A 25,316-nucleotide genomic window follows, 5' to 3' on the forward strand; every position below is an offset into this window, starting at 1 on the left:
CTCAGCCCTGCCCTTTGAGGGTTTCAATCGCCATCAGCACACGCTCCGGCGTGGCCGGCGCATCCAGACGCGGGCAGACCTTGTAATCCGCGGTGCTGGCGACAGCCATCGACAGCGCTTCGAACACCGAGATGCCCAGCATGAACGGCGGCTCGCCCACGGCCTTGGACCGCTTGATGGTACGCTTCTTGTTCACCGACCATTGGGCCAGCTGGGTGTTGAAAATGCGCGGCCGGTCAGACGCCAGCGGGATCTTGTAGGTCGAGGGCGCATGGGTGCGCAGGCGGCCTTCGCCGTCCCACCACAGTTCCTCTGTGGTCAGCCAGCCCATGCCCTGAATGAAGGCGCCCTCCACCTGGCCCTTGTCCAGCACCGGGTTCAGCGAGCGGCCCACGTCATGCAGGATGTCGGTGCGCTCCACCCGGTACTCGCCGGTCAGCGTATCGACCGACACTTCCGAGCAGGACGCGCCATATGCGTAGTAGAAGAACGGCTGCCCCTTGCCCGCCGCGCGGTCCCAGTGGATTTCCGGTGTCTTGTAGAACCCCGCCGCCGACAGCTGGACGCGGGCCATATAGGCCTCTTTCACCAACGTATCAAAGGGGATCTCCTCGCTGCCAACCCGCACTCGGTTGGGCAGGAATTCGACCTCCGCCTCGGAGACTTCATACTTCTCGGCCGCGAATTTGGTCAGCCGGGCAATGATCTGCTCCGCCGCATCCAGCGCCGCCATGCCATTGAGGTCCGAGCCTGACGAGGCCGCGGTGGCAGAGGTGTTCGGCACCTTCTCGGTGGTGGTCTTGGTGATCTTGATGCGCTCGAAATCCACCTGGAAGGCATCGGCCACCACCTGCGCTACCTTGGTGTTGAGGCCCTGCCCCATCTCGGTGCCGCCGTGGTTCAGGTGGATTGAGCCGTCGTTGTAAACATGGATCAGCGAACCCGCCTGATTGTACCAGGTCGCGGTGAAGGAGATGCCGAATTTCACCGGCGTCAGGGCAATGCCCTTCCTGATGATCTTCGACTCCTTGTTAAAGGCGATGATCTCTTCCCGGCGCTTGCGGTATTCGGCGCTTTCCTCCAGCTCCCAGATCAGCCGGTCGAGGATATTGTCCTCCACCTTCTGGTGGTAAGGCGTAAGATCGCGGCCTTCCTCGCCATAGAAGTTGGCCTTGCGCACATCCAGCGGGTCCTTGCCGAGGGCATAGGCGATTTCTTCGATCATCCGCTCCGCTGCCACCACACCCTGCGGGCCGCCAAAGCCGCGGAAGGCGGTGTTGGAGACGGTGTTGGTCTTCATGGGTCGGCTTTTCAGCAGCACATTCGGGTAGAAATAGGCGTTATCCGCATGGAACAGCGCGCGGTCGGTGACCGGCCCCGACAGGTCCGAGGAATAGCCGCAGCGCGCGGCAAAGCCGCCCTCGACCGCCTGGATGCGGCCCGCGTCGTCAAAGGCCACGTCATAGTCGATCACAAAGTCATGGCGTTTACCGGTGGCGGTCATGTCCTGATCGCGGTCCGGGCGGATCTTGACGGGGCGGTTGTGTTTCTTGGCGGCAATCGCAGCCACCGCGCAGAACAGGTTCATCTGGCTTTCCTTGCCGCCAAAGCCGCCGCCCATGCGGCGCACGTTGACGGTCACCGCGTTGTTCGCCACGCCCAGAACATGCGCCACCATATGCTGCGCCTCGCTGGGATGCTGGGTGGAGCAATGCACGGTCACGTCCTCGTCTTCGCCGGGGATGGCAAAGGCGATATGGCCCTCCAGATACATGTGGTCCTGGCCGCCAACGGTCATCTGCGCCTGGATGCGGTGCGGGGCGCCCTTGCGGCCCGCCTCCACATCGCCGCGCTCCAGCTTCAGCGGGTCGGTGATCATCGGATAGCCGGCCTCCTGCGCCTGAACCGGGTCCAGCGCATGCGGCAGCACCTCGTAATCCACCTGTGCCAGCTCAGCCGCACGGCGCGCGGCGTCGCGGGTTTCGGCAATCACCGCAAACATCGGCTGGCCGTGGAATTCGACCTTCTCCGTTGGGAATACCGGCTCGTCATGCTTGCCGGTGGGGCTGATGTCGTTGACGCCGGGGATATCATCGGCGGTCAGAATATCCACCACGCCGGGTGCGGCGCGCACGGCAGACAGTTCAATACCTTTGATGTTGGCATGCGCCACGGTGGACACACCCAGATAGGCGTGCAGCGTGCCATAGGGTTCGGCGATATCGTCGGTGTATTCGGCGCGGCCGGTGACGTGTTTGATCGCGCTGTCGTGCTGGCGATCCTGATGCACGGCGCCGCTGATGGTCTGATGGTCTTTCATCTCAAATCCTCCTCAAGCGACGGCCAGCCGGACGGCTCCGGCGGTTCCCGCATCATGTTCCAGGTAGAAGCGGCGCAGCAGGTTGCTGGCCGAAAGCGTCCGGTACTCTGCAGAGGCACGCCAGTCGCTCAAGGGGGTGAAATCCTGCTTCACCGCCTCCGCTGCCGCGTCGAACGCAGCCTCGCTCCAGGGCTGGCCAACCAGTGCGGCCTCAGCACCGGCGGCGCGCTTGGGCGTTGCCGCCATGCCGCCGAATGCGATGCGTGCAGTGGTGATCGTGCCGTCCTTCACGGTCACGCTGACCCCGGCGGCGACCGAGGAGATATCCTCGTCCCGGCGCTTGGAGATCTTGTAGGCGGCGTCGATCTGTCCGTTCGAAGGCTGCGGAATGCGGATCGAGGCCACAAAGTCGCCCGGCTCCCGGTCCTGCTTGCCGTAGTCGATAAAGAACTCCTCCAGCGGCAGGGTGCGGCTGCTGCCCTGTTTCTGCAGCGTCACCTCGGCACCCAAAGAGATCAGCACCGGCGGCGTGTCCCCGATGGGCGAGCCGTTGGCGATATTGCCGCCAATGGTGCCCATGTTGCGCACCTGCCAGCCGGCGATGCGGTCCCAAAAGGGGCCAAGGTGCGGGAAGGCATCGCGGATCGCCGCTTCGCTCTCGGTATAGGTGACGCCGGCACCGATGGTCAGCGCATCATCGGTCAGCTTCACCGCCTTCAGATCCTCCAGGTGGGCGACAAACACCACCGGAGAGATCGGCTTCATGAACTTGGTTACCCACAGACCCACATCGGTGGAGCCTGCCACGATGGTCGCCTTGGGGTTCTCGGCCAGCACCTCTGCCAGATCCGCCGCATCCAGCGGCAGGATCGCGCGGTCGTCTTCGGGGCCGGTCACGACGCGGGCCTCGGGCTGGATCGCTTTCAGTTTGGCGGTCAGGCTGTCGCGCTCGGTGGTCAGATAGTCATTGGCCGGGGTGCCGTACTGATTCACCGCAAGTGCCGCCTTCACAATCGGCTCATACCCGGTGCAGCGGCAAAGGTTGCCCTGGACAGCGGTTTCCACCTCGGCCTCGTTCGGCTGCGGATTTTCCATCCACAGCGCATACAGCGACATCACAAAACCGGGGGTGCAGAAACCGCACTGGCTGCCGTGGTACTCCACCATGGCCTGCTGCACCGGGTGCAGACGGCCGTTCGGGCCAGACAGGTGCTCCACCGTCACCACATGGCAGCCGTTGAGCGACGCCAGGAAACGGATGCAGGCGTTGATCGCCTCATAGCGCAGGCTGCCATTCTGCAGCCGCCCCACCAGCACGGTGCAGGCGCCGCAGTCGCCCTCGGCGCAGCCTTCCTTGGTGCCGGTCAGGCGCTGTTCCAGGCGCAGGAAGTCCAAGAGAGTGGTGGTTGCCTTCACGTCCTGAAGTGCGATGTCCTGGCCGTTCAGCAGAAAGCGGATGTCGGTTTGATGTGTCATCTGGCCTCCGGAGTGTTGTTGGGCCGTCATGGCCCGCTTAGGTTTGTTTTACCCTGTCTGACTGCCCGGTTAACGGGTGCAATTGCGAAAGGCTTTCAACACCTTGTTGAAAATGGTTAGGCTATAGGTGCCGGAACCGGCGTGCCCGCCGCCTGCTGCTGTGAAGCGGCAAGCGGCAAACGCGCCCAGTAAAGGTCTGTAGAACATGTCTTATCTGGAATCGCTGCGGGTCTTTACCCGAGTCGTCGAACTGGGCAGCATCACCTCTGGCGGGCGTGATCTGCGGCTGACTCCTGCCGTGGCCAGCAAACGTATAAAGGAGCTGGAAAAGCACCTTGGCGTGCGTCTGTTCAACCGTACCACGAGGTCGCTGACCCCGACCGAGGCCGGACAGCTGTTTTACACCGAAGCCAAGAAGGTTCTCGAATCGATTGAGGATGCCGAGGCGGTGGTCTCGCAATTCTCCGCCGCACCTCGCGGGGTGATCCGGGTGACCGCGCCGCTGGGTGTTGGCCGCCGCATCATTGCACCGCTGGTGCCAGGCTTTGTCGAGGATTATCCGGCCACCGAAATCCGCATGCGAATGTCGGACCGCAAGGTCGATATACTGGCCGACGGGCTGGATGTGGCGTTCTTCATCGGCACTCCGCACGATTCCACCCTGAAGATGCGTAAGATCACCGATTGCGCCCGGGTTCTGTGCGCCGCGCCGGACTATCTGGAGCGCCACGGCACCCCGCAGCTGCCGGAGGATCTGCTGAGCGGCCACAATTGCCTGCTGCTGCGCTACCCGCGCTCACCCGAGTATTACTGGACGCTGGAAACGCCCGAGGGGCTGCGCAAGCTGGAGGTGTCGGGCAAGTATGACGCCGATGACAGTGATGTGCTGACTGGCTGGGCGCTGGACGGGCGGGGTATCGTCAACAAGCCGCGGTTTGATGTGGCCGCGCATCTTCGCAGCGGCGCGCTGGTGGAAGTGTTGCCGGACACGCCGCCGGAGCCGACGGTCTTCGGCTGCCTTTACCCGCACAGGAAACTGCAGGATCCCAAGATCCGCCTGTTCGTGGATTACGCTGTGAAACACGGGCTGGCAGCCTTCCGGCGGATCGAGACTGGCAGTTAAGGGCAAAAGAAGAGGCGGGCACCGCTGGCCCGCCTCAAAAAAAACGAGGGTTCTCGCCTTAGCAGCGGTGCGGATTTTCCTCGCAGTAAAGCAGATTGGCCGCGGCCCCGACAGCGGCTCCTGTCACCAGATTGCCGTCCAGCACAGCAGCACCGGCTGCGCCCGCGCCTGCGCCATAGACCAGCTGCTCGCCGGTAGTGTCGCCGCAGGCGGCGAGGGTGGTGCAGAGTGCAAATCCGATAGCGATGGTTTTCTTAAGCATTGCATTTCCTCCTTCAACGTCCAATCCCCGCAGTTTTGCCGCGGTCCCAAACGGCCGGTTCCCGGCGATTGCCGCCGGAAAAGGGTGCCCGAAAGGGAATGGCGCTGTGGCTGAACAAGCCGGAAGACTCCGGGCATCCGGCGCAGCTGGGCAAACCCTGTAGCAGTATAACACATGGCGGGGCTGTCTGGTTCCATGCTCATGCTGCGGTGGGGGCGCGGGCGTGGTGGCGGACGAAAAAGGCCCCGCCACGGAGGCGGGGCCTTTGGGAATGTCAGACGGTTATGCGTCAGTTCGCGGCCAGTGCAAACGGCAGATCTTTGGCGGCGCTGCCGTACCAGCGGCGGATCAGGGCGCGCTCCTCGTCCTCCATATAGGTCACATTGGCGGGCGGCATCGCGTGGGTGGCGCCGGCCTGGAGATAGATGTCCTTGGCGTATTTCGCCACATCGGCCGGGGTTTCCAGCAGCACGTTCTTGGGTGCGCGGCGGATGCCGTCATAGTAGGGCTCGCGCGAATGGCACATGGCGCAGCGGCCCGGCACCACATTCATCACGTCCTCGAAATGCTGGTTGCTGGCAAAGACCTGTTCACCCTTGGTCAGCTCCCGCGCCTCAGACTCTTCGTAAGTGTCCTGCTGCAGCGGCGCCTGGCTCAGGATCATGATGCCGATGAACAGGATCGCGGTCACCGGCCAGGTCCAGGTCGGGTTGCTGGTGCCTGCGTGGTTGCTGTTGAAGTAATGGCGGATGGTCACGCCCATCAGGAACACCAGCGCCGCGATCAGCCAATTGTACTCGGTGGCAAAGGCCAACGGGTAGTGGTTCGACAGCATCAGGAACACAACCGGCAGCGTCAGGTAGTTGTTGTGGGTCGAGCGCAGCTTGGCGATCTTGCCGTATTTGGCATCCGGCGTGCGGCCCTCCTGCAGGTCCTTCACCACGATGCGCTGGTTCGGCATGATGATGAAAAAAACGTTTGCAGTCATGATGGTAGCCGTGAAGGCACCCAGATGCAGCATAACGGCGCGACCGGTGAAGATCTGGTTGTAGCCCCAGCCCATCGCGACCAGCAGCACAAACAGCAGCACCATCAGGAAGGTCGGCTTTTCCCCCAGCGGCGACTTGCACAGGAAGTCATAGATGATCCATCCGATGGTCAGCGACGCGCCGGAAATCAGGATACCTTGCCACAGGGCCAGATCGGCCTTGGCCGCGTCGATCAGATACAGCTCACCGCCGGCCCAATAGACGATCATCAAGAGGCCGGCACCCGACAGCCAGGTGGCGTAGCTCTCCCATTTGAACCAGATCAGATGCTCCGGCATGTTTTCCGGCGCCACTAGGTATTTCTGGATGTGATAGAAACCGCCGCCGTGAACCTGCCACTCCTCGCCATGCGCGCCAACCGGCAGATGCGGAACCTTCCGCAAGCCAAGGTCCAGCGCGACGAAGTAAAAGGACGATCCGATCCAGGCAATGGCGGTGATGACGTGAAGCCAGCGGACCGCAAAGCCCAGCCAGTCCCACATGATCACAAGCTCTTCCATTGTTCTCTCCTCATAAGCTTTGACCCGAGACTAGAGCATGCCGCTATTTTCATGTATTAGGTAAAAAACCCAAGCTGTTTCAAAATAACACAAAGAATACATGAATGGCCTATCTCGACAACATCCGCACCTTCGTCCGTGTCTATGAACTTGGCAATATGTCCGCCGCAGCGCGCGACATGCGGATTTCGGCGGCGGTGGCATCGTCGCGGATTTCACAGCTGGAGGACCACCTGAATGTGCGGCTGTTCCAACGCACCACGCGGCTGCTCAATCCGACCGAACAGGGCAACCTTTTCTATCACGGCGCGGTCAAGATCCTGGAGGCGGTGGATGAGGCCGAGGCCGATATCAGCAACGTGACGCAAACGCCCCGCGGCACGCTCTATGTGGCCGCACCCTTGGGGCTAGGGCAGCACCTGATTGCGCCGGCGGTGCCGAAGTTCAACGAGGCCTACCCGCTGATCTCAATCCGGCTGCGGCTGTCGGACCGCAAACTGGACCTGGCTGCCGAGGGGCTGGATGCGGCGTTTTTCCTCGGCGTGCCGGAGGATTCCAACCTGCGTATCCGCAAGATTGCCGATTGTGCCAGGGTACTGTGCGCCTCACCGGAATACATCAGACGCCGGGGCCAGCCTGCCAGCAGCGACGAGCTGAAGACCGAGGCGCATGATTGCTTAAACCTGCGCTATCCCGGCGCGCCGGAGTTCCAATGGCCGTTGCGCAGCGAGGATGGGGTCAAGCGTGTAACTGTCACCGGGCCATTTGAATCGGATCACGGTGATGTGCTGACCAGCTGGGCGTTGGACGGGCATGGGATCATCCTGAAGCCGGTGTTCGAGATTTCTGAACACCTTGCCTCAGGCCGGCTGGTGCCGCTGCTGGCAGAGGAGCCGCCTGTCCCGATCCAGATGGCTTGCCTGTATGTCCACCGCCGCCACCAGGATCCCAAGGTGCGGCTGTTCATGGACTTCATGGTGGATCACATCCAGGCGTCCTTGCCCTCGGAATGAAAAAGCCCGCCCCAGTTCCCTGGGACGGGAACCGCCGGCGGATGCCAAGCGGGAGGAGAGGTGTTTTGGGGATTGCGGCTCAGCTGCCGCGGTAGGTGGAATAGCCGTAGGGCGACAAGAGCAGCGGCACGTGATAGTGGCTGTCTGCCTCGCTCATGCCAAAACGCAGCGGCACCTCATCCAGGAACAGCGGGTCAGCGCCGGCCTGGCCGGTAGCGCGCAGATAGCCGCCGGCATGGAACACCAGCTCATAGGTGCCGGTGGAAAATTCACCTGCGGGCAGAATCTGTTCATCGGTGCGGCCGTCGTCATTGGTGGTCAGGCTGCGCAGGTGAATGCGTTCGTTGCCGTCGATCCGGTAAAGGTCGATCTTCAGCCCTTCCGCCGGACAGCCGCGGGCGGTGTCCAGCACATGGGTGGTCAGAAATCCGGTCATGCCAGCCTCCATTCAATTCTGTTGACTTAGATATGCGCTGTTCAGCCCCGTGCATACAGAAGGAAGAGTCAAAAAGTTCTTTCAAAAATATACTGAAAGCGGGGCGGGATTATCTGTTCTATACATATTAAAAAGACAGGAGACCTGACGTGACGCGCTATCCTCGTGACTTGCGCGGATACGGTGCTGCCGCACCTGATCCGCAGTGGCCCAATGGGGCCAAAGCCGCCGTGCAATTTGTTCTGAACTATGAAGAGGGCGGCGAGAATTGTATCCTGCATGGGGATGCGGCGTCCGAGGCCTTTCTATCCGACATTCCCGGTGCCGCGCAATGGCCCGGCCAGCGCCATTGGAACATGGAATCGATCTATGAATACGGCAGCCGCGCGGGGTTCTGGCGGTTGCACCGGCTGTTCACCGGCGCCGGTATTCCGCTGACTATCTATGGCGTCGCCACCGCACTGGCCCGCTCGCCCGAACAGGTGCAGGCGATGAAAGATGCGGACTGGGAGATTGCCAGCCACGGGTTGAAATGGGTCGAGCATAAAGACATGCCCGAGGATGAAGAACGCGCCGCGATTGCCGAGGCGGTGCGCCTTCATACAGAGGTCACCGGCGAGCGCCCGCGCGGCTGGTACACCGGACGTTGCAGCGCCAACACCGTGCGGCTTGCGGCGGAAGAAGGCGGGTTTGATTATATTTCAGACACTTACGACGACGATCTGCCTTATTGGCTGGAGACCGGCGGACATGATCAGCTGATCATCCCCTATACGCTTGAAGCCAACGACATGCGGTTTGCCAATTCGCCGGGGTACACCACCGGGGAGCAGTTCTTCCAATATCTGAAGGATGCCTTCGACGTTATTTATGCCGAGGGCGAGGCAGGTGCTGCGAAGATGATGACCATCGGCCTGCATTGCCGCTTGATCGGACGTCCGGGTAAAATTGCAGGTCTCAAGCGCTTTATCGACTACATCCAGAAGTTCGAGGGTGTGTGGTGCCCGCGCCGGATCGACATTGCCGAGCATTGGGCAGAGACCCATCCGCCGGTAAAGCGCGAGCGCCCGAGCCGGATGGAGCGCGAGGATTTTGTCGCCAAGTTCGGTTCGATCTTCGAGCATTCGCCTTGGATCGCCGACCGCGCCTTTGATCTGGAGCTTGGCCCTGCGCATGACTGCGCCGCTGGTGTTCACAACGCGCTCTGCCGCAAATTCCGCACCGCCAGCGAGGACGAGCGCCTGGGCGTGCTGACCGCGCACCCGGATCTGGCGGGCAAGCTGGCTGCTGCCGGGCGGCTGACCGCCGAGAGCACCTCGGAACAATCCAGTGCCGGGCTGGATATGCTGACCGATGACGAGCGCGAGAGCTTTACCCGGCTCAACACCGAATATGTCGAAAAACATGGTTTTCCCTTCATCATTGCGGTGCGCGACCACAACAAGGCGTCGATCATGGAGGCGTTCCACCGCCGTATTGGCAATGACCGCAAAACAGAGTTCGACGAGGCCTGCCGCCAGGTTGAGCGGATTGCTCAGTTTCGTCTGCAGGACCTGTTGCCATGAGCCGCTGGCTGACGGCGCTTCCGCTCACAACAGAAGCTTTTATGCCTTATGGCGATGTGATCGAAGTCACTGGCGCAGCGGACAAGTTCATCAATCAGGGCATGTGCGGCCGTCACCACGACCGCGCCACCCTGGACTTCGGCGAGGACGGGCGGGCTGGCATCAGCCTGTTTGACGCCAAGGCCCGCCACCTGCCGCACAAAGTGGACATGGTGGAACGCCACCCGGAGGGCAGCCAGGCCTTTGTGCCCGTCAACGGTGTGCCGATGCTGGTTGTGGTGGCGGATGACAAAGATGGCACCCCCGCCAATCTGCAAGCCTTCATCAGCCAGCCGGGTCAGTCCATCAACCTGTACCGGAACACCTGGCACGGGGTGCTGGCCCCGTTGGGCGCACCTGGCCAGTACATCGTGGTCGACCGCATCGGCACCACGCCAAATCTTGAAGAACACTGGTTCAAGGAGCCTTTCACTGTGGTCTCAGACTGACCGCACAACTCGAAGCCGCCAACAAAAAAACAAGAAGCGGTAAGATCCCCATGACCAACAGGAGAAGACATGGCTGATACTTCCATTGGCACGCCGGCACAGCTGCGCGACCCGAATTACACCCCGCCTTTGCACAAGGCGGTGCCGCTGGGCATCCAGCATGTGCTGGCGATGTTTGTTTCAAACGTGACACCTGCGATCATTGTGGCCGGCGCCGCCGGTTTCGGGTTCGGCTCCAACTCGCCCGATTTCCCGGAGCTGCTGTATCTGATTCAGATGTCGATGCTGTTTGCGGGCATCGCTACGCTGTTGCAGACTATCACCCTGGGCCCCATCGGCTCGGCGCTGCCGATTGTGCAGGGCACCTCCTTCGCTTTTTTGCCGATCATGATTCCGCTGGTTGCGGGCAAGGGTGTGGACGGGCTGGCCGCGCTGTTCACCGGCGTCATTGTCGGCGGCATCTTTCACGGCCTGCTCGGCACGGTGATCGGCAAGATCCGCTTTGCCCTGCCGCCGCTGGTCACCGGGCTGGTAGTGACGATGATCGGCCTGGCGCTGGTCAAGGTCGGCATCCAATACGCGGCGGGCGGCGTTCCCGCCATCGGCACGCCGGAATACGGCTCGCTGTTGAACTGGTCCGCTGCGCTGGTGGTGATCATTGTCACCCTTGGCCTGAAATTCTTTACCAAGGGCATGCTGTCGGTCTCTGCCGTGCTGCTGGGGCTGGTCGTTGGCTATGTCTATGCGCTAATGACCGGAATGCTGACGTTTGAGGCCGTCTCAGGCTCCTGGTCGCAAGCCGCCGCCTTTGCCCTGCCGCAGCCGTTCAAATACGGGGTCGAGTTCTCTGCCGCCGCCATCATCGGCTTCTGCCTGATGAGCTTTGTTTCTGCGGTGGAAACCGTCGGCGATGTCTCTGGCGTGACTAAGGGCGGCGCGGGCCGCGAGGCCACTGAGGAGGAAATCGCAGGTGCAACCTATGCCGATGGTGTGGGCACTGCTGTGGCGGGCTTCTTCGGCGCCTTCCCCAACACCTCCTTTAGCCAGAACGTTGGCCTGATCGCGATGACCGGAGTGATGAGCCGCCATGTGGTGACCTGCGGCGCCATCTTCCTGATCGTCTGCGGGCTGGTGCCCAAGGTGGGCGCTGTGATCCGCACGGTGCCGATCGAGGTGCTGGGCGGCGGCGTGATTGTGATGTTCGGTATGGTGGTTGCGGCTGGCGTTTCGATGCTGTCGGATGTGGACTGGAACCGCCGCAACATGGTGATCTTTGCGATTTCCCTATCCATCGGCCTGGGCCTGCAGCTGGAGCCGGGCGCGCTGCAGCATATGCCCGATACCGCGCGGATCCTGCTGACCAGCGGTCTGCTGCCAGCCGCGCTGATTGCCATCGTGCTGAACCTGGTGCTGCCGCAAGAGCTGGCGGGTGAAGCAACTGAGGAAGTCTCGGGCGGGATGAGCGGCCATGGCCGCGGATCGCTGCCGCGTGAGGACCGGGCCTGACAAAGTCACGCCCCCGGAACAGAAAGGGCGCCCTCACGGCGCCCTTCTTCTTTGCTGGTTTTGCTGCGGTTCAGAAATCGACCTCGATGGCGATGCCCTGTTCTACCGCCACCTCAACGACGGAGGCTGCGACGGCCAAGTCCTGCAAGCCGACGCCGGTGCCGTCGAACAGGGTGATCTGGCCGTCCGAGGTGCGGCCCGGGTTGGTGCCGTTGATCACTGCGCCGATCTGGGCGACGTCTGCTTCCTGGATCAGACCCTGCGTCACCGCGTGCTGCGCCTCGCCGATAGAGATCGACTGCGCGACCTCGTCGGTGAACACGTCCGCGGCGACCAGCAGTTGCGGATCTATCTCCTGCTTGCCCTTGGTGTCGGTGCCCATGCAGGCGATATGGGTGCCGGGGCTGACCTGATCCGCCTTCAGGATCGCATCGAAGGACGAGGTGATCGAGATAATCACATCCGCCTCGCGCATGCCGTCCAGTTCGACTGCTTCAAAGGGCAGACCCGCCTCATCTGCAACTTCCTGCAGGTTCGGCAGCATCTCCGGGTGCAGGTTCCAGCCGATCACCTTCTCGAAGCTGCGATGCTCCAAGGCGGCCCGCAGCTGGAACTTCGCCTGATGGCCTGCGCCGATCATGCCGATCACCTTGGCGTCATGACGGGCCAGATGCTTGATCGACACCGAAGACGCCGCGGCGGTGCGCAGTGCCGTCAGCAGGTTGCCGCCCACCATTGCCTTGACCTTGCCGGTGTCCGGGTCAAACAGGAAAACGGTGGACTGGTGGTTGATCAGCCCGCGTTTTTCCAGGTTGTTCGGCCAGTAGCCGCCTGCCTTGAGGCCAAGGGTAAGGCCCGCGCGGTCAAAGCCGCCTTTGAAGCCGTAAAGCGCGTCCTCGTGGCCGATTGCCTCGCGCACCACGGGGAAGTTGTAGGCATCCCCTGCGGCCATGGCGGCAAAGACCTTCTCGACCGCGTCGAACGAGGCTTCGCGGGTCACCAAGTCCGCAATCGCCTTTTCCGGAACGATATACATGTCTGTTTCTCCTCAACAAAAAAGCCGGCGGAGGGCGGCATGCGCACCTCCGCCAGTTCGGGGATCATTTGATTAGTAGGCTTTGCCACGGGCCGAGACCGGCCAGACGGTCTCGACCTTGCCGCCCCGCACGCCGACGTACCAGTCATGCACGTTGGCGGTCGGGTCGCAGTGGCCCGGCACCAGGCGCAGCTTGTCGCCCACCTTCAGCGCGCTGTCCGGGTCGGAAACCACGCCGTGCTCGTCCGAGCATTTGATGTATTCCACGTCGTCGCGGCCAAAGATAAAGGGCAGCCCGCTGTCCACCGACTGCGCCTTGAGGCCCGCGTCCACGATGGCCTTGTCGGGCTTGGCGTGGCTCATCACTTGAGTGAACAGGAAGAAGGCATTTTCCCACTCGCCCTGATCGATCCGGTTGCCGTCCTTGTCCAGGATGCGGCCGTAGTCCGCGTCCATGAAGGCGTAGGAGCCGCACTGCAGTTCGTTGTACACGCCCGAGTTCGATTCAAAGTAGTAGGAGCCAGTGCCGCCGCCGGAGACCAACTCGCACTCGATGCCTTCGGCTTTCAGACCCTCAACCGCATCAGCGACCTGGGCGATGGCAATGTCCAGCTTGGCCTTGCGGTCCTCGTAGCTGTCCATGTGCTGCATCGCGCCCTGATAGGCCTGAATGCCTGTGAACTTGAGGCTCTCGGCCGCGTTCACAGCTTTGGCGATGTTCACAACAGCCTCGGTGGTGGTCACGCCGCAGCGCCCTGCGCCGCAGTCGATCTCAATCAGGACTTCCAGCCGGGTGCCATGCTTCTGCGCTGCTGCCGACAGGTCGGCCACATTGTCGATATCATCGACGCAGACAATGGTGCGCGCACCCAGCTTGGGCAGCCGCGCCAGGCGGTCGATTTTCTGCTGATCGCGCACCTGGTTCGACACCAGAACGTCCTTGATGCCGCCGCGGGCAAAGACCTCGGCCTCGGAAACCTTCTGGCAGCAGACGCCAACGGCCCCGCCAAGGCGTTCTTGCAGCTTGGCCACATCCACGGATTTGTGCATCTTGCCGTGCACCCGGTGGCGCATGCCATGCGCCTTGGCGTAATCACCCATCTTCTTGATGTTGCGCTCCAGCGCGTCCAGATCGAGGACCAGCGCCGGGGTCTGGATGTCAGCCTCGTCCATGCCCGGGATCGCCGGGACGTCATAGCCGACTTCAAGCTCTTCGAATTTGGTCTGTGCGTTCATGTTTCTATTCCCCAGTTTAGCTGTTCATCCAGGGCAGCTTGTCGAGGTCGACATTGCCGCCGGTGACGATCAGGCCCACGCGTTTGCCCGCGAAGGCGTCCTTGTTTTTCAGAATGGCGGCGAGCGGCACCGCGCTGGACGGCTCCATCACTATGCGCAAGTGCTTCCAGATCAGCTTCATCGCCTCGATGATTTCCGCGTCGGACGCGGTGTAAATCTCGCTGACGTGGTTGCTGACGAAATGCCAGGTCAGATCCTTGAGCGGCACCAGCAGCCCGTCGGCGATGGTCTTGGGCGCATCATCAGCGATGATGTAACCTGCCTTGAAGCTGCGGTAGGCGTCGTCGGCCTGCTCCGGCTCTGCCGCGATCACCTGGGTTTCGGGCGCCAGCGTCGACAGCGTGAGGCAGGTGCCCGAGATCATGCCGCCGCCGCCGATGGGGGCCACAACCATGTCCAGACCATCGGTCTGCTCCACAAACTCCTTGGCGCAGGTGCCCTGCCCCGCAATGACGCGATGATCATTGTAGGGGTGCACAAAATCGCCACCCGTCTCGGCCTGCACCTTGGCAAAGGTCTCCTCGCGCGAGCTGGTTGAGGGCTCGCACTCGGTGATCTTGCCGCCATAACGGCGCACGGTGTCCTTCTTGGCCTGCGGCGCTGTGCGCGGCATCACTACGTTGCAGGGGATGCCGCGCAGCATTGCTGCGTAGGACAGACAGGAGGCATGGTTGCCAGAGGAATGCGTGGCGACGCCCTTGGCGGCCTGCGCCTCATCCAGCCCGAAAACCGCGTTGCTGGCGCCGCGCACCTTGAAGGCGCCCGGCTCCTGAAAGTTCTCGCATTTGAAGAATAGATCAGCGCCGGTCAGTTCATTCAAATAGGCCGAGGTGCGCACCGGCGTGTGCCGTATATGCGGCTGGATACGCTCATGCGCGGCCAGCATGTCCTCGTAAGTGGGGATATACATAGCGGTATCCTTCATTACGCGGCAGCCTTGGCGCTGGCGCTGGTGTTGCCGCGGTAGTAATCCTGCGCCGCCGCCACACCCGAGCCCAGCTGGATGTTCAGCCCAAGGTCGGCCATGACCATCTCGGCGGTGGCAATGCCCGACAGCGCCATCACATCGGTCAGGCTGCCCAGGTGGCCGATGCGGAACACCTTGCCCGCGACCTCGCCCAGGCCGGTGCCAAAGGCGACGCCGTATTTCTCGGCTGCCAGGCTCACGAACTTATTGGCATCAAACCCGTCCGGCGTGCGGATCGCGCTGACGCTGTCAGAGCAGACATCCGGCGACACGGCGCACAGTTCCAGCCCCCAGGCACGGACCGCGGCGCGGACGCCCTCGGCAATCCGGTGGTGGCGGGCAAAGACATTCTCCAGCCCTTCGTCCAGCAGCATACCGCAAGCCATGTTCAGACCGTTCAGCAGGCCGACAGAGGGCGTATAGGGATAGGCGCTGTTAGCATAACCGGCAGCCATGTCCTTGATATCAAAGAATGTACGCGGCAAGGTCGCGGTCTCGGCAGCCTTCATCGCTTTGGGAGAGAAGCCGACAATGGCCAGGCCAGGCGGCAGCATGAAGCCCTTTTGCGAGCCGGTGACGGCAATATCGACGCCCCATTCATCCATGCGGAAGTCCATTGAAGCGATCGAGGACACGCCATCCACAAACAGCAGCGCCGGGTGGCCAGCGGCATCCAGTGCCCGGCGGACGGCGGCGATGTCGGATTTAACGCCGGTTGCGGTCTCGTTATGGGTGGCCAGAACCACCTTGATTTCGTGGCCCTTGTCGGCGGTCAGGATTTCCTCGTAACGGCCGGCTGGAATGCCCTCGCCCCAAGGGGTTTCAACGACTTGAACATTCAGCCCGTGACGCTGGCACATGTCGATCCAGCGGTGGCTGAACATGCCGTTGCGCGCCGCCAAAACCTTGTCACCTGGGTTCAGCGTGTTGGTGATCGCGGTTTCCCAGCCGCCGGTGCCGGTCGACGGAAAGACAAAGATTTCGGCGGTCTCGCTTTTCAGAACCTTTTTCACACCGGCCAGTGCCGGATGCAGGATCTGACCGAACAGCGGCGAGCGGTGGTCCAGCGTCGGCATGTCCACTGCTTTGCGCAGCACTTCGGGCATATTGGTCGGACCGGGGATGAAAACCGGATTTTGAAAGCTCATTTTGTGCCCTCCTGTGGCGATTTCCTTCACTGTAAGAGAGAGCTGCGCTTGCAGATACTTTTTTGAAAAACGATTTCAAAAGTATGCATGAAGTGGTTTATTCGATAAAAAACAACTTGTTGTATTTTTTCACTGTACAGAACTTATTTTCAGTTTTATCCATAAGCTGCTGTTTGAATTGCCCAAGAAGACCTGAAAATGCCTCAGCCACCACGCCGCAAAGGCCGCCCCAAAAGCTTTGATTCCGCCAGCCAGCCAGCCACGATCCAGTCCCTGGACCGGGCGCTGGATGTGTTGGACGCGTTGGCCGGCGCCAACGGCATGACACTGACAGAACTCTCTTCCACGCTGGATCAGTCGGCGGCCACCATGTACCGGGTGCTGGCAACCCTGGAGGCGCGCCAGATTGTCGAGATGGAGCCGCAGTCGCAAACCTGGCACATCGGGGCGATGGCGTTCCGGCTCGGCTCCGCCTTCCTGCGCCGCTCCAGTGTGATCGAACGGGCACGGCCGGTAATGCGGGAGCTGATGGAGGCCACTGGCGAGACCTCTAACCTCGGGATCGAACGCAATGGCGATGTGATGTTTGTGAGCCAGGTGGAAACGCATGAATCGATCCGTGCTTTCTTCCCGCCGGGAACGACCTCCCCAATGCACGCCTCCGGCATCGGCAAGGCGCTGCTCAGCTGTTTCGGAGAGGACCGTCTGGTCCGCTTTCTGCGCGGCCGGACGCTGGAGAGGTTCACGGCGAAAACGCTCGCCTCAGCGGATGCCCTGCGCGCTGACCTCACGAATATCCGCACCCGCGGCTGGTCTTTTGATGATGAGGAAAAGGCGCCGGGAATGCGCTGCGTTGCGGCGCCGGTTTTTGGCATGCAGGGTGAAGTGCTGGCGGGGATCTCCATCTCCGGTCCAACCGCGCGGATGCCGGACGGCGGCATCAACGGCATCGGCGCCCTGGTAAAGGACGCCGCAGAAAAACTCTCATATGGATTGGGCGCGCCTGCTACTGTGGAAACCCTGCCCGGCTGAACAGCCGGGCAGCGCCCGGGCACATATCAGGGCCGGGCGCTCCCCCGCCGCTCAGCGCAGCGGCGCCAGCGGCATGTGGCGGTTCACATCCTTGTACAGCAGATAGCGGAATTTGCCCGGGCCGCCTGCATAACAGGCCTGCGGGCAGAAGGCACGCAGCCACATGTAGTCGCCGGCCTCGACCTCGACCCAATCCTGGTTCAGCCGGTACACCGCCTTGCCCTCCAGCACATACAGCCCGTGTTCCATCACATGGGTCTCGGCAAAGGGGATCACCGCGCCGGGTTCAAAGGTGACGATGGTCACATGCATGTCGTGGCGCAGGTCGTTCGGGTCTACAAAGCGCGTTGTCGCCCATTTCCCTCGGTCTCCGGCATCGGGGTCGGATCGACGTGTTTGTCGCTGGTGACAAAGGCTTCCGGCGCGTCGAGTCCCGCAACCGGCTGATAAGCCTTGCGGATCCAGTGGAACCGGACCGGCGCATCGCCATTGTTGCGCAAGCTCCAATTGGCATGCGGCGGCAGGAAGGCATAGCCGCCTTCCTCCATTTCATGTGCAGCGCCGTCAATGGTCAGGGTCATCGCCCCCTGCACCACAAACAGAACCGCTTCCACACCGGACTCTGTTTCCGGCCGGTCGCTGCCGCCGCCAGGCTGAACCTCGGCGATATACTGCGAAAACGTCTCGGCAAATCCGGACAATGGCCGTGACAGGACCCAGAACCGGGCCTTGTCCAGAACGGCAGCAGACTTGTCACGATGTCGCTCATCGTGCCTTTGGGGATCACCGCATAGGCGTCGGTGAACATCGCGCGGTCGGTCAGCAGCTGGGTCTGCGGCGGCAGCCCGCCTTCCGGTGCGTAATAGGATCGTTTGGTCATGGGCTGCCTTTCCTGCTGAACTGCTGCCACATTGATAACTGCCAGCGCCACGCAACCGAACTTATTTCCGTATCAAGAATGCTTGAAGGATTGTTTTGGTATTTTTGAAGACGCAGACTGCCCTATCCGCCCCGCCGATATCCTCCGGCGCGATGGAGACGGTCTTGACCACAGCAAAACACTCCACTCCCGCCTCCAGCCCAAGGCCTGGGCAGAACGCCGGGTGACCCGGGCCAGCACCCGCCCGGCGGGCGTTTGCAGCGAGACCATGGCTCCCGGACCGCCGCCAGTGCGGACATGCTCAATCGAGCCGGGCAGAATGTTGAGCGCCGAGAGACCTTCGGGAGGCAGGCGTGACAGGATCACCTCATGCGCCGAGATCCTGACCCGCACCACGCTGCCCACAGCTTTTGCGATCTGCGGCAGGAACAGCGGTACACCGCCCGCGTCGAGTTCTGTCAGCCCGTCGTTGTGATGACTGGTAACACGTGCCTCCAGCAGCGCCCCGGCGGCCCGAACCCCTGCGGGCATGACGCCAGAGTCGCCCAGCACCTCCGCCGCCGTTCCTTGCCGCTGCACCTTGCCGTCCTGCAGCACCACAACCGTGGTAGCCAGCCGAGCCACTTCCGCCGCAGAGTGGCTGACATAAAGCATCGGAATGCCGATCTCGTCGCGCAACCGCTCAAAATAAGGCAGGATTTCCGCCTTGCGCGCCTCATCCAAAGCTGACAGCGGCTCATCCGCCAGGATCATCCGCGGCGCCGCCAGCAGCGCCCGGCCAATTGCAACCCGCTGCTTTTCGCCGCCGGACAGCAGCCCGGGACGGCGCTGCAACAGGGGTCCGATGCCCAGCAGCTCCACAACCCGGTCCAGGCTCTCCCGCCTGGCACGCCGCGGCGCGAACCATTGCCCGAACGCCAGGTTCTGCCGCACCGTCAGATGCGGGAACAGCCGGCCCTCCTGAAAAACATAGCCCATGCGGCGCTTGTGCGGCGGCAGCCAGTGCCGCAGTGTGGTATCAAACAGCACCTCCCTGTCCAGTGCCACCCGCCCCTGATCCGGGCGCAACAGGCCGGCCACCGCCTGGATCACTGTTGTCTTGCCGGTTCCGGAGCGGCCGAACAGCACAGTGACACCTGGTGGCGCCTCGAATTGCACATCCAGCCCGAAACCCGGCAGCTCATGCCGTATCGAGACAGTCAGCATCAGCGCCCCCTGCCCGGTCGGCAACCCTGCGCGCCAGCAGTTCTGACAGCAGCAGCGCAGTCAATGCGATAGCAATCGACACCAGCGTCAGCCGCAATGCTGCGGTCTCACCGCCTGGCACCTGCAGAAAGGTGTAGATCGCCGATGGCAGAGTCTGCGTCTGTCCCGGAATGCTTGAAACAAAGGTGATTGTCGCCCCGAACTCTCCCATTGCCTTGGCAAACCCCAGTACTGTACCGGCAATCAGACCAGGCAGGATCATCGGCAGAGTGACAGTGGCAAAACACAGCGCCCGCGAGGCACCCAGCGTGGCGGCAGCCTGTTCCAGCTTGGGATCCACCGCCTCAACCGACAGGCGGATCGCCCGCACCATAAGCGGAAAGGCCATAATACCCGCGGCCAGCGCCGCCCCGGTCCAGCGGAAGGCAAAGACGATGCCGATCTGCTGCAACGCCCGCCAACCGGCCCTTGGTGCCGAATACCATCAGCAGCAGGTAGCCGGTCACCACCGGCGGCAGGATCAGCGGCAGGTGCACCAGGCTGTTCACGATTTGCTTGCCGGGAAACTGCCAGCGCGCCAGCGCGTATGCCACAAAGACCGCCAGCGGCAGCGACGCCAGGGTTGCCCAGATTGAGACACGCAGCGACAGCAGTACCGCCTGCCACTCCTCGGGTCCCAGCCATGCGGTCTCAGCATTCACTGCCCCGGCACTCCGAACCCGTGATTCAGGAATATGGTGCGGGCCTCCGGGCTGCTAAGAAACTCCAGAAAGGCGCGGGCCTCAGCAGCATTGCCGCCGGAAACAGCGGCAGCGGGGTAGATCACCCGCGGATGGCTGTCCTCCGGGAAGGACGCGATCACCGTGACGTCCGCGCTTGCCCCGGCATCGGTGGCATAGACCACGCCCATCGGCGCCTCGCCGGAGGCGACCAGCGCCAGCGCCGCGCGCACATTGGCAGTCTGGGCCGTTTTGGACACAACAGAGGGCCATTGCCCCAACGCGGTCAGCGCGGCTTTGCCGTAAATCCCGGCCGGAACCGCATCGACCAGCGCCATGGCAAGCCGGCTTTCTCCCAGCCGCGCACCGAGGTCGGCGGTTTCCAGATCCATCGGCGCGGCATCTGCTCCATGAGCGATAAGAACCAGCCGGTTTGTCAGCAGATCCAACCGTGAGGCAGGAACAATCAGCCCGTCTTGCTGCAACACATCCATCCATCCGGGATTGGCTGAGATGTAGACATCCGCCGGGGCGCCAAGCTGGATCTGCCGTGCCAAAGCCGGGGAGCCCGCGTAAGACAAAGCGGCGGACCGGCCGGTTTCAGCCATGTAGGCTGCTGCGGCCTCATCCAGTGCTGTTTTGGTGCTGGCTGCGGCAAAGACCGTGACCTGTGCCTGCGCCATGGATGCCAAGCCCAAAAGCAAAGCGACAGGCATCAAAAGGCCCCGCCAGACTTCGAGCCGAACCAGGAATGCCAAAACTGCAGCTTGGATTGTTGTCATCACTCCTAGGACCTACCTCTGCAGGCAGGCACGGGCAAACGAAAATTTCGGATGCCCAAGCTGTTCCTTGACGGCGGTCTAAGTCAGAAAAGGTCGACCGCACCTGCACTTCCGCCAGCCGGAGCCGGGGCCGGAACCGGCCGTGCGGCGGCGCGCTGCTCCAATTCGCCGAGCTTGCGGTCGTCCTTCACATGGGTCTGCTGGGCTGCGCCAGAGCACGCATGGAACCGCACCCGGCGTGCCGAGGTGCCGCCAACACTGGAAGAGATGCAAGGGATGCCTTCATCCCGCAGGAACCGCTGCACAAAATCGGCATTGGCCGCGCCGATGTCCGACAGATTTGCGGACATCTTGGCGCCGCCGAACACTTTGACTTTCAGATTGGAACGGATTGCCCCTTCTTCAGAACGCCGTTGATCAGAAGTTCCATCGCATGGATGCCGTAACGGGCATTGGCTGCGCCGCCCTGACGGGCGTTGGCGAGCAGAAAATGATTCATTCCGCCCACTCCGTTTTCCGGATCGTAAATACAGGCCGCGATACATGAGCCGAGCACCGTTGAAAACACGATCTTCGGATCTGTGGCCACCCGGTATTCCCCTTGCAGAACCGTTACAGACTTTGAGTTGGCGAAAACAGTGGTCAATGTTTTGGTTCCTTCCTGTGGTGCGTTCAGGCTTTGCTCGCCTGTAGCAATGTGCTGGCCATCTGCGGCAGCGGCACCTGCTGCTGTGCGGCGCCGATCTCCCAGGCGACCCTGGGCATCCCGTAGACAACCGAAGACTTTTCGTCCTGGGCAAATGTTTTCGCGCCGGCCTTGCGCAATTCCAAAAGCCCCCTGGCGCCATCCTGGCCCATGCCGGTCAGGATGGTGGCCACAACCTCCCTCCCATATGGCACGGCAGAGGTGAACAGAGCGTCAACAGACGGAGTATGTCCGGAAATATCAGGCCCTTCCTTCATCCGCAGGCGCAGCGGCTTACGGCTGCTTAAACCCATGTGGCGGCGCTGGCCTGCAGCAACATAGACATAGCCCGGTTCCAGCGTTGTTCCGTCTTCGGCAGCACGCACCCGCGCCGGGCACAGCCGGTCAAGAAGCGACACCAGGCCGGATCCGAAATTCTTGCCGGTATGCTGCACGATCAGCGTCGGCGGGCAGTCAAAGGGGAAGCCGACCAGAATGCTGCGCAAAGCTTCGACACCGCCGGTAGAAGACCCGATCAGGATCAGCTTCTTGCTGGCAGCTGCTGCGGCAGAAGGCCGGGCAGCGGAAGCCCCCGGAGCCGCACGGGCGCTGCGCCGCGGCGCATTGATCATCATGTCGAAATACTGGGCAAACTGGCTGGGATGATCCGCTTTCGTCAGTTCGAAGATGCCCGCTCCGACATCCAGCAGCGGCGAGGATTTTCTGGCCGGCGTCGCGCCTTGAGTGTCCATGACGGCCACCCATCGGGTATCCATGGCGGAAAACAGAGCCATCATCATTTCGAATTCAGGCAGTTTGGAAAAACCGTCTTCCACAAAAGCAAAAACCGGTTGTGCGGCCTCTGCTTGATTGTAGGCCATCATCAGATTGTTAGCCAAAAGAACCTTCATGCCGGGATAGGCAGATTCCATATAGCTTTGCAAATTCCGGGCAAAGCTGCGGTCAGTGGTAATGATCAATAAGTTTCGCGAAGACAATGGGATCCCCAGTCAATTTGCAATGCCCTCAGAATTGCAGGCACAGGTTGACATGTGTGAAGGCGCCGCAGCCAAAACCGCGGCGCCTTCGGTGTGTGTTTAAAAGTCCTGCCAGAGATCGCGCGCGGCATTGCCGCTGGCGGCCGCGGCGGCTGGCACCGGGCTGGCCTCAATCTCCCAATCTGCCTCGCCATGTGCCGAGGGCGCAGGCTTGGCCGCCGGAGCGGCGGCACGGGCCGGAGCGGGCGCTGCGCTGCCGCCGGCCACCCGGAAATGGGCGACCAGTTCGGACAGCTTGCCGGCATCCGTATTCAGCATGTGCCCAGCGGCTGTGGCTTCTTCCACCATCGCCGCATTCTGCTGTGTCACCTGGTCCAGCTGAGTGACGCCGGTGTTAATCTCATGCAGACCGGTCGATTGTTCGGCCGCGCCTTCGGCAATGCCGGAGACCAGCTGCGAGATATGGGTGACCTGCTCGACGATGCTTTGCAGCGCCTCGCCGGCCTTGCCGACCAATTCAACGCCGCGATCCACCTGTTTGGAACTGTCGCCGATCAGCGTCTTGATCTCCATCGCTGCATCCGAGGACCGCTGCGCCAGCGCCCGCACCTCGCTGGCGACCACGGCAAAGCCCTTGCCTGCCTCGCCGGCCCGCGCCGCCTCAACCCCGGCGTTCAGCGCCAGCAGGTTGGTTTGGAAGGCGATGTCGTCAATCACCGAGATGATTTGCGAGATGTGGTTCGAGGACTGCTCGATCTCGGTCATCGCTGACACGGCGCTTTGCACAACTTCCCGGTTGTTCTCCGCTTCGGTCCGGGCCTCGGCCATGGTGCTTTCAACGCTGCGGGCGCCTTCGGCGGCGGATTTAACAGACGCAGTCAGCTCATCCAAAGCCGCAGCTGTCTCTTCCAGCGTGGCGGCCTGGCTTTCGGTGCGGTGCGACAGGTCGTCCGACGCCTGGCTGATCTCAGCCGCGCCATTCCGGATGCTTCCCGAGGCTTCAATCACCTGCCGGACGGTAGAGCTGAGGTTGCTTACAGTGCTGTTGTAGTTCTCCCGCAGCTGCTCGTATTCCTGCGGAAACGCGTTCTTGATCGGCTGGGAAAAGTCGCCTTCGGCCAATTGCATAAGCCCGGCGCTCAGGCTTTCGACAACATCTTGCTGCTGCCGCTGCATTTCTGCGCGTTCCTCTTCTGCGGCGCGGGCCAGTTTCAGGTCGTCCTGCATTGACACAAGGGTTTTGCCGATCTTGCCGATTTCATCGCTGCGGTTTGCAGCTTCGATATCTGTATCGAGACTTCCGGACGATACGGCTTCCATATTGCTGCAGATCCGGTCAATCGGCCGGGTGATGGAACGGGCGAACAACCAGCCGAAGAAAGACATGCCAGCCGCGCAAATCACCGAGGCGAGAAGCAGCATGTTGCGTTTTCTGACCGCCGGGGCCATCAGTTCGGCCCAGTCCTGTTCGGCTATGATAGCCCAATCTGCGAACTCCAGCGGCAGCGGCTCGGAATAGGCGAGCACCGGATGCCCGTTCAGGCCGGGAACACCCTTCTTCACATGGGATTCACCATCAAAGGCTGTTGTCACCTGCTCGGTCGAAGGCAATTGAGAAAGCACTTCAAACCCGCCTTCAAACCGTGATCTGGTCCGCGCTTTCATGTCGGAGCCTGCCAGGTAGATCTGGGTGGTCTGCCCCAAGCCTTGCTCATTGTTGACAATGGCCCCCAGCAAATCCACCGGAATCTGCACCGCAAGCACGCCGACCGTCAGATTGGCGTCGTTCACAACTGGCGCCGCAGCAAAGGCCGCGGCTGCGCCGGCAGAAGGCGCATAGGGCTCCAAATCGGCAAAGAACACTTCGCCGCGGCTGCCTTCCAGGGCAGAGCTGTATACTTTTGCCAGGCCGGAGTCTTTATACGGGCCGGTCATCATGTTGGTTCCGAAATCACTTTCCTTGAACACCGAATAAACGATGTCGCCGGCCAGATTGATCAGAAACGCATCATAGTAGCCCTTGCTTTCGATCAAAGTCTTATACGCCGGGTGAAAGCTTTCGTGATGCATGTGATAAGGCGAGTCACCCTTTGCACGCGCCAGAAGATGCTTCTGACCAAGCGGATTCGGGTTGTCGTCAATATAGGCCTGACGCAGAACCTGCCCCGGATTTCCGTCCAGATCGTTCCAAGTCATCGTCAGCCATTCGATCGCGGTTGCAGTCGACGGCACGGCCGCCAGGGTCTGCACATCCGCATGGATCCCATCCAGCAGTGTCTGTACCGAATACTTCCGGTCCGCCACCATGGAGCGGAATTGGTCTTCGGCATTTTTTTCTGCACTGTTCTGGAAACTGATCGTGCTGATCGTGACGAGAATCGCCGTCACGAGCACACCGAACCCAACAATAAACAGCGGCAATTTATGTGCCAGTTTGAGCGATTTTAGCGCTTTCATTCCGTCCTCCTAAGAGCATTGCGGTCTAGGCTCCCGCAAAAGATGATGTTTCTCAGGATGCGTCGCATATGTTAATTTGCGGCTTACGGAGGGGCGGATCCTTGTTGCGGCAAGGCAAAAAGATGCTGATTTCTGCTGCACAAAAGCGTCACTCTGTAAAGGCCGGGTAAAGATACACGCGCAGGCTGCGCGCGGATGGCACCCTTCAATGATTGCGGCCGGCAGGTGATTCCCCATCCCTGACAGCACGAATAAAAATTGAGGGGATTTCCACGGCCGAATTGCACCCGAACTCCTTATGAATCCCCCTCCACGCGGGCGAGCCGGCAATCAAATGTTAAGGCCCGCCGCATATCAATTGCGTCATCGAAC

The 25,316-nt window shown here is 61.7% G+C and carries 18 protein-coding genes and 4 pseudogenes; 6 read left to right on the forward strand and 16 right to left on the reverse strand.

All coding sequences use genetic code 11. The features are described 5' to 3' along the window. Position 1 precedes the first annotated feature (1 nt). Positions 2-2,320 carry a xanthine dehydrogenase molybdopterin binding subunit gene (xdhB, locus tag ETW23_RS24035; protein WP_134831726.1) on the reverse strand — a complete coding sequence of 773 codons (2,319 nt, stop codon included), beginning with the start codon at positions 2,318-2,320 and terminating at the stop codon, positions 2-4. A gap of 12 nt (positions 2,321-2,332) precedes the next feature. After that, on the reverse strand, positions 2,333-3,796 hold the full coding sequence (gene xdhA / locus ETW23_RS24040) for a xanthine dehydrogenase small subunit (protein ID WP_134831727.1): 1,464 nt from the start codon (positions 3,794-3,796) through the stop codon (positions 2,333-2,335). 205 nt (positions 3,797-4,001) lie between these two features. Between xdhA and ETW23_RS24045 the strand changes: the two genes are divergently transcribed. After that, a complete protein-coding gene (locus ETW23_RS24045; RefSeq protein WP_134831728.1) occupies positions 4,002-4,919 on the forward strand; it encodes a LysR family transcriptional regulator in 918 nt (305 codons plus the stop codon). A 58-nt stretch (positions 4,920-4,977) separates the two neighbouring features. On the opposite strand, the gene ETW23_RS24050 is transcribed toward ETW23_RS24045, so the two are convergent. Then, the gene (locus ETW23_RS24050) at positions 4,978-5,181 is read right to left on the reverse strand and encodes a hypothetical protein (protein WP_129373218.1); all 204 of its coding nucleotides are present in this window, start codon (positions 5,179-5,181) and stop codon (positions 4,978-4,980) included. A 289-nt stretch (positions 5,182-5,470) separates the two neighbouring features. Then, positions 5,471-6,730, reverse strand: coding sequence for a urate hydroxylase PuuD (locus tag ETW23_RS24055; protein WP_134831729.1), 1,260 nt, complete (start codon positions 6,728-6,730; stop codon positions 5,471-5,473). A gap of 104 nt (positions 6,731-6,834) precedes the next feature. Here ETW23_RS24055 and ETW23_RS24060 point away from each other — a divergent pair, with 104 nt between their 5' ends. After that, entirely contained in the window at positions 6,835-7,743 is a 909-nt protein-coding gene (locus tag ETW23_RS24060) for a LysR family transcriptional regulator (RefSeq protein ID WP_129373216.1), read from the forward strand. A gap of 79 nt (positions 7,744-7,822) precedes the next feature. On the opposite strand, the gene uraH is transcribed toward ETW23_RS24060, so the two are convergent. Next, on the reverse strand, positions 7,823-8,179 hold the full coding sequence (uraH, locus tag ETW23_RS24065) for a hydroxyisourate hydrolase (RefSeq protein WP_129373215.1): 357 nt from the start codon (positions 8,177-8,179) through the stop codon (positions 7,823-7,825). 149 nt (positions 8,180-8,328) lie between these two features. On the opposite strand from uraH, the gene puuE reads away from it, so the two are divergent. From puuE to ETW23_RS24080, 3 genes are all read left to right on the forward strand, one after another. Beyond that, the gene (puuE, locus tag ETW23_RS24070) at positions 8,329-9,744 is read left to right on the forward strand and encodes an allantoinase PuuE (RefSeq protein ID WP_134831730.1); all 1,416 of its coding nucleotides are present in this window, start codon (positions 8,329-8,331) and stop codon (positions 9,742-9,744) included. Further along, positions 9,741-10,232 (forward strand): ureidoglycolate lyase, encoded by a 492-nt coding sequence (locus tag ETW23_RS24075; protein ID WP_134831731.1) that lies wholly within the window; start codon positions 9,741-9,743, stop codon positions 10,230-10,232. Before puuE ends, ETW23_RS24075 begins: the two co-directional genes overlap by 4 nt. Before the next feature lie 69 nt (positions 10,233-10,301). Next, complete coding sequence (locus ETW23_RS24080) at positions 10,302-11,738, forward strand: uracil-xanthine permease family protein (protein WP_134831732.1); 1,437 nt, start codon at positions 10,302-10,304, stop codon at positions 11,736-11,738. Positions 11,739-11,808: 70 nt separating this feature from the next. Here the strand turns inward: ETW23_RS24080 and bhcD are convergent, their stop codons facing one another. The 4 genes from bhcD to bhcA all read right to left on the reverse strand — a co-directional run bounded on the left by bhcD (position 11,809) and on the right by bhcA (position 16,185). Beyond that, positions 11,809-12,774 (reverse strand): iminosuccinate reductase BhcD, encoded by a 966-nt coding sequence (gene bhcD, locus ETW23_RS24085; RefSeq protein WP_134831733.1) that lies wholly within the window; start codon positions 12,772-12,774, stop codon positions 11,809-11,811. Positions 12,775-12,846: 72 nt separating this feature from the next. After that, the gene (gene bhcC, locus ETW23_RS24090; protein WP_134831734.1) at positions 12,847-14,010 is read right to left on the reverse strand and encodes a 3-hydroxy-D-aspartate aldolase BhcC; all 1,164 of its coding nucleotides are present in this window, start codon (positions 14,008-14,010) and stop codon (positions 12,847-12,849) included. Between the two features lie 16 nt (positions 14,011-14,026). Then, positions 14,027-14,995: a beta-hydroxyaspartate dehydratase BhcB gene (gene bhcB, locus ETW23_RS24095; RefSeq protein ID WP_134831735.1), complete on the reverse strand. Its 969-nt coding sequence runs from the start codon at positions 14,993-14,995 to the stop codon at positions 14,027-14,029. Beyond that, on the reverse strand, positions 14,995-16,185 hold the full coding sequence (gene bhcA / locus ETW23_RS24100; protein ID WP_134831736.1) for an L-aspartate--glyoxylate aminotransferase BhcA: 1,191 nt from the start codon (positions 16,183-16,185) through the stop codon (positions 14,995-14,997). The genes bhcB and bhcA overlap by 1 nt, the downstream gene beginning before the upstream one ends. Before the next feature lie 198 nt (positions 16,186-16,383). Here bhcA and bhcR point away from each other — a divergent pair, with 198 nt between their 5' ends. Next, the gene (gene bhcR, locus ETW23_RS24105) at positions 16,384-17,217 is read left to right on the forward strand and encodes an HTH-type transcriptional regulator BhcR (RefSeq protein WP_134831737.1); all 834 of its coding nucleotides are present in this window, start codon (positions 16,384-16,386) and stop codon (positions 17,215-17,217) included. A gap of 51 nt (positions 17,218-17,268) precedes the next feature. Here bhcR and ETW23_RS24110 read toward each other — a convergent pair. From ETW23_RS24110 to ETW23_RS24140, 7 genes and pseudogenes are all read right to left on the reverse strand, one after another. After that, positions 17,269-18,097, reverse strand: a pseudogene (locus tag ETW23_RS24110) (bifunctional allantoicase/(S)-ureidoglycine aminohydrolase). Between the two features lie 61 nt (positions 18,098-18,158). Further along, positions 18,159-19,303 (reverse strand): annotated as a pseudogene (gene modC, locus ETW23_RS24115) (molybdenum ABC transporter ATP-binding protein). Beyond that, a pseudogene (gene modB, locus ETW23_RS24120) lies at positions 19,278-20,004 on the reverse strand (molybdate ABC transporter permease subunit). Before modB ends, modC begins: the two co-directional pseudogenes overlap by 26 nt. Then, a complete protein-coding gene (gene modA, locus ETW23_RS24125; protein ID WP_134831738.1) occupies positions 20,001-20,738 on the reverse strand; it encodes a molybdate ABC transporter substrate-binding protein in 738 nt (245 codons plus the stop codon). Before modA ends, modB begins: the two are co-directional and overlap by 4 nt. A 149-nt stretch (positions 20,739-20,887) precedes the next feature. After that, positions 20,888-21,450 (reverse strand): annotated as a pseudogene (locus ETW23_RS24130) (chemotaxis protein CheD). 26 nt (positions 21,451-21,476) lie between these two features. After that, a complete protein-coding gene (locus tag ETW23_RS24135; protein ID WP_167738218.1) occupies positions 21,477-22,421 on the reverse strand; it encodes a CheB methylesterase domain-containing protein in 945 nt (314 codons plus the stop codon). Between the two features lie 165 nt (positions 22,422-22,586). Beyond that, complete coding sequence (locus tag ETW23_RS24140) at positions 22,587-24,944, reverse strand: methyl-accepting chemotaxis protein (RefSeq protein WP_134831740.1); 2,358 nt, start codon at positions 24,942-24,944, stop codon at positions 22,587-22,589. Positions 24,945-25,316 lie beyond the last annotated feature (372 nt).

This window comes from Leisingera sp. NJS201, from assembly GCF_004535885.1.
Lineage (GTDB): Bacteria > Pseudomonadota > Alphaproteobacteria > Rhodobacterales > Rhodobacteraceae > Leisingera.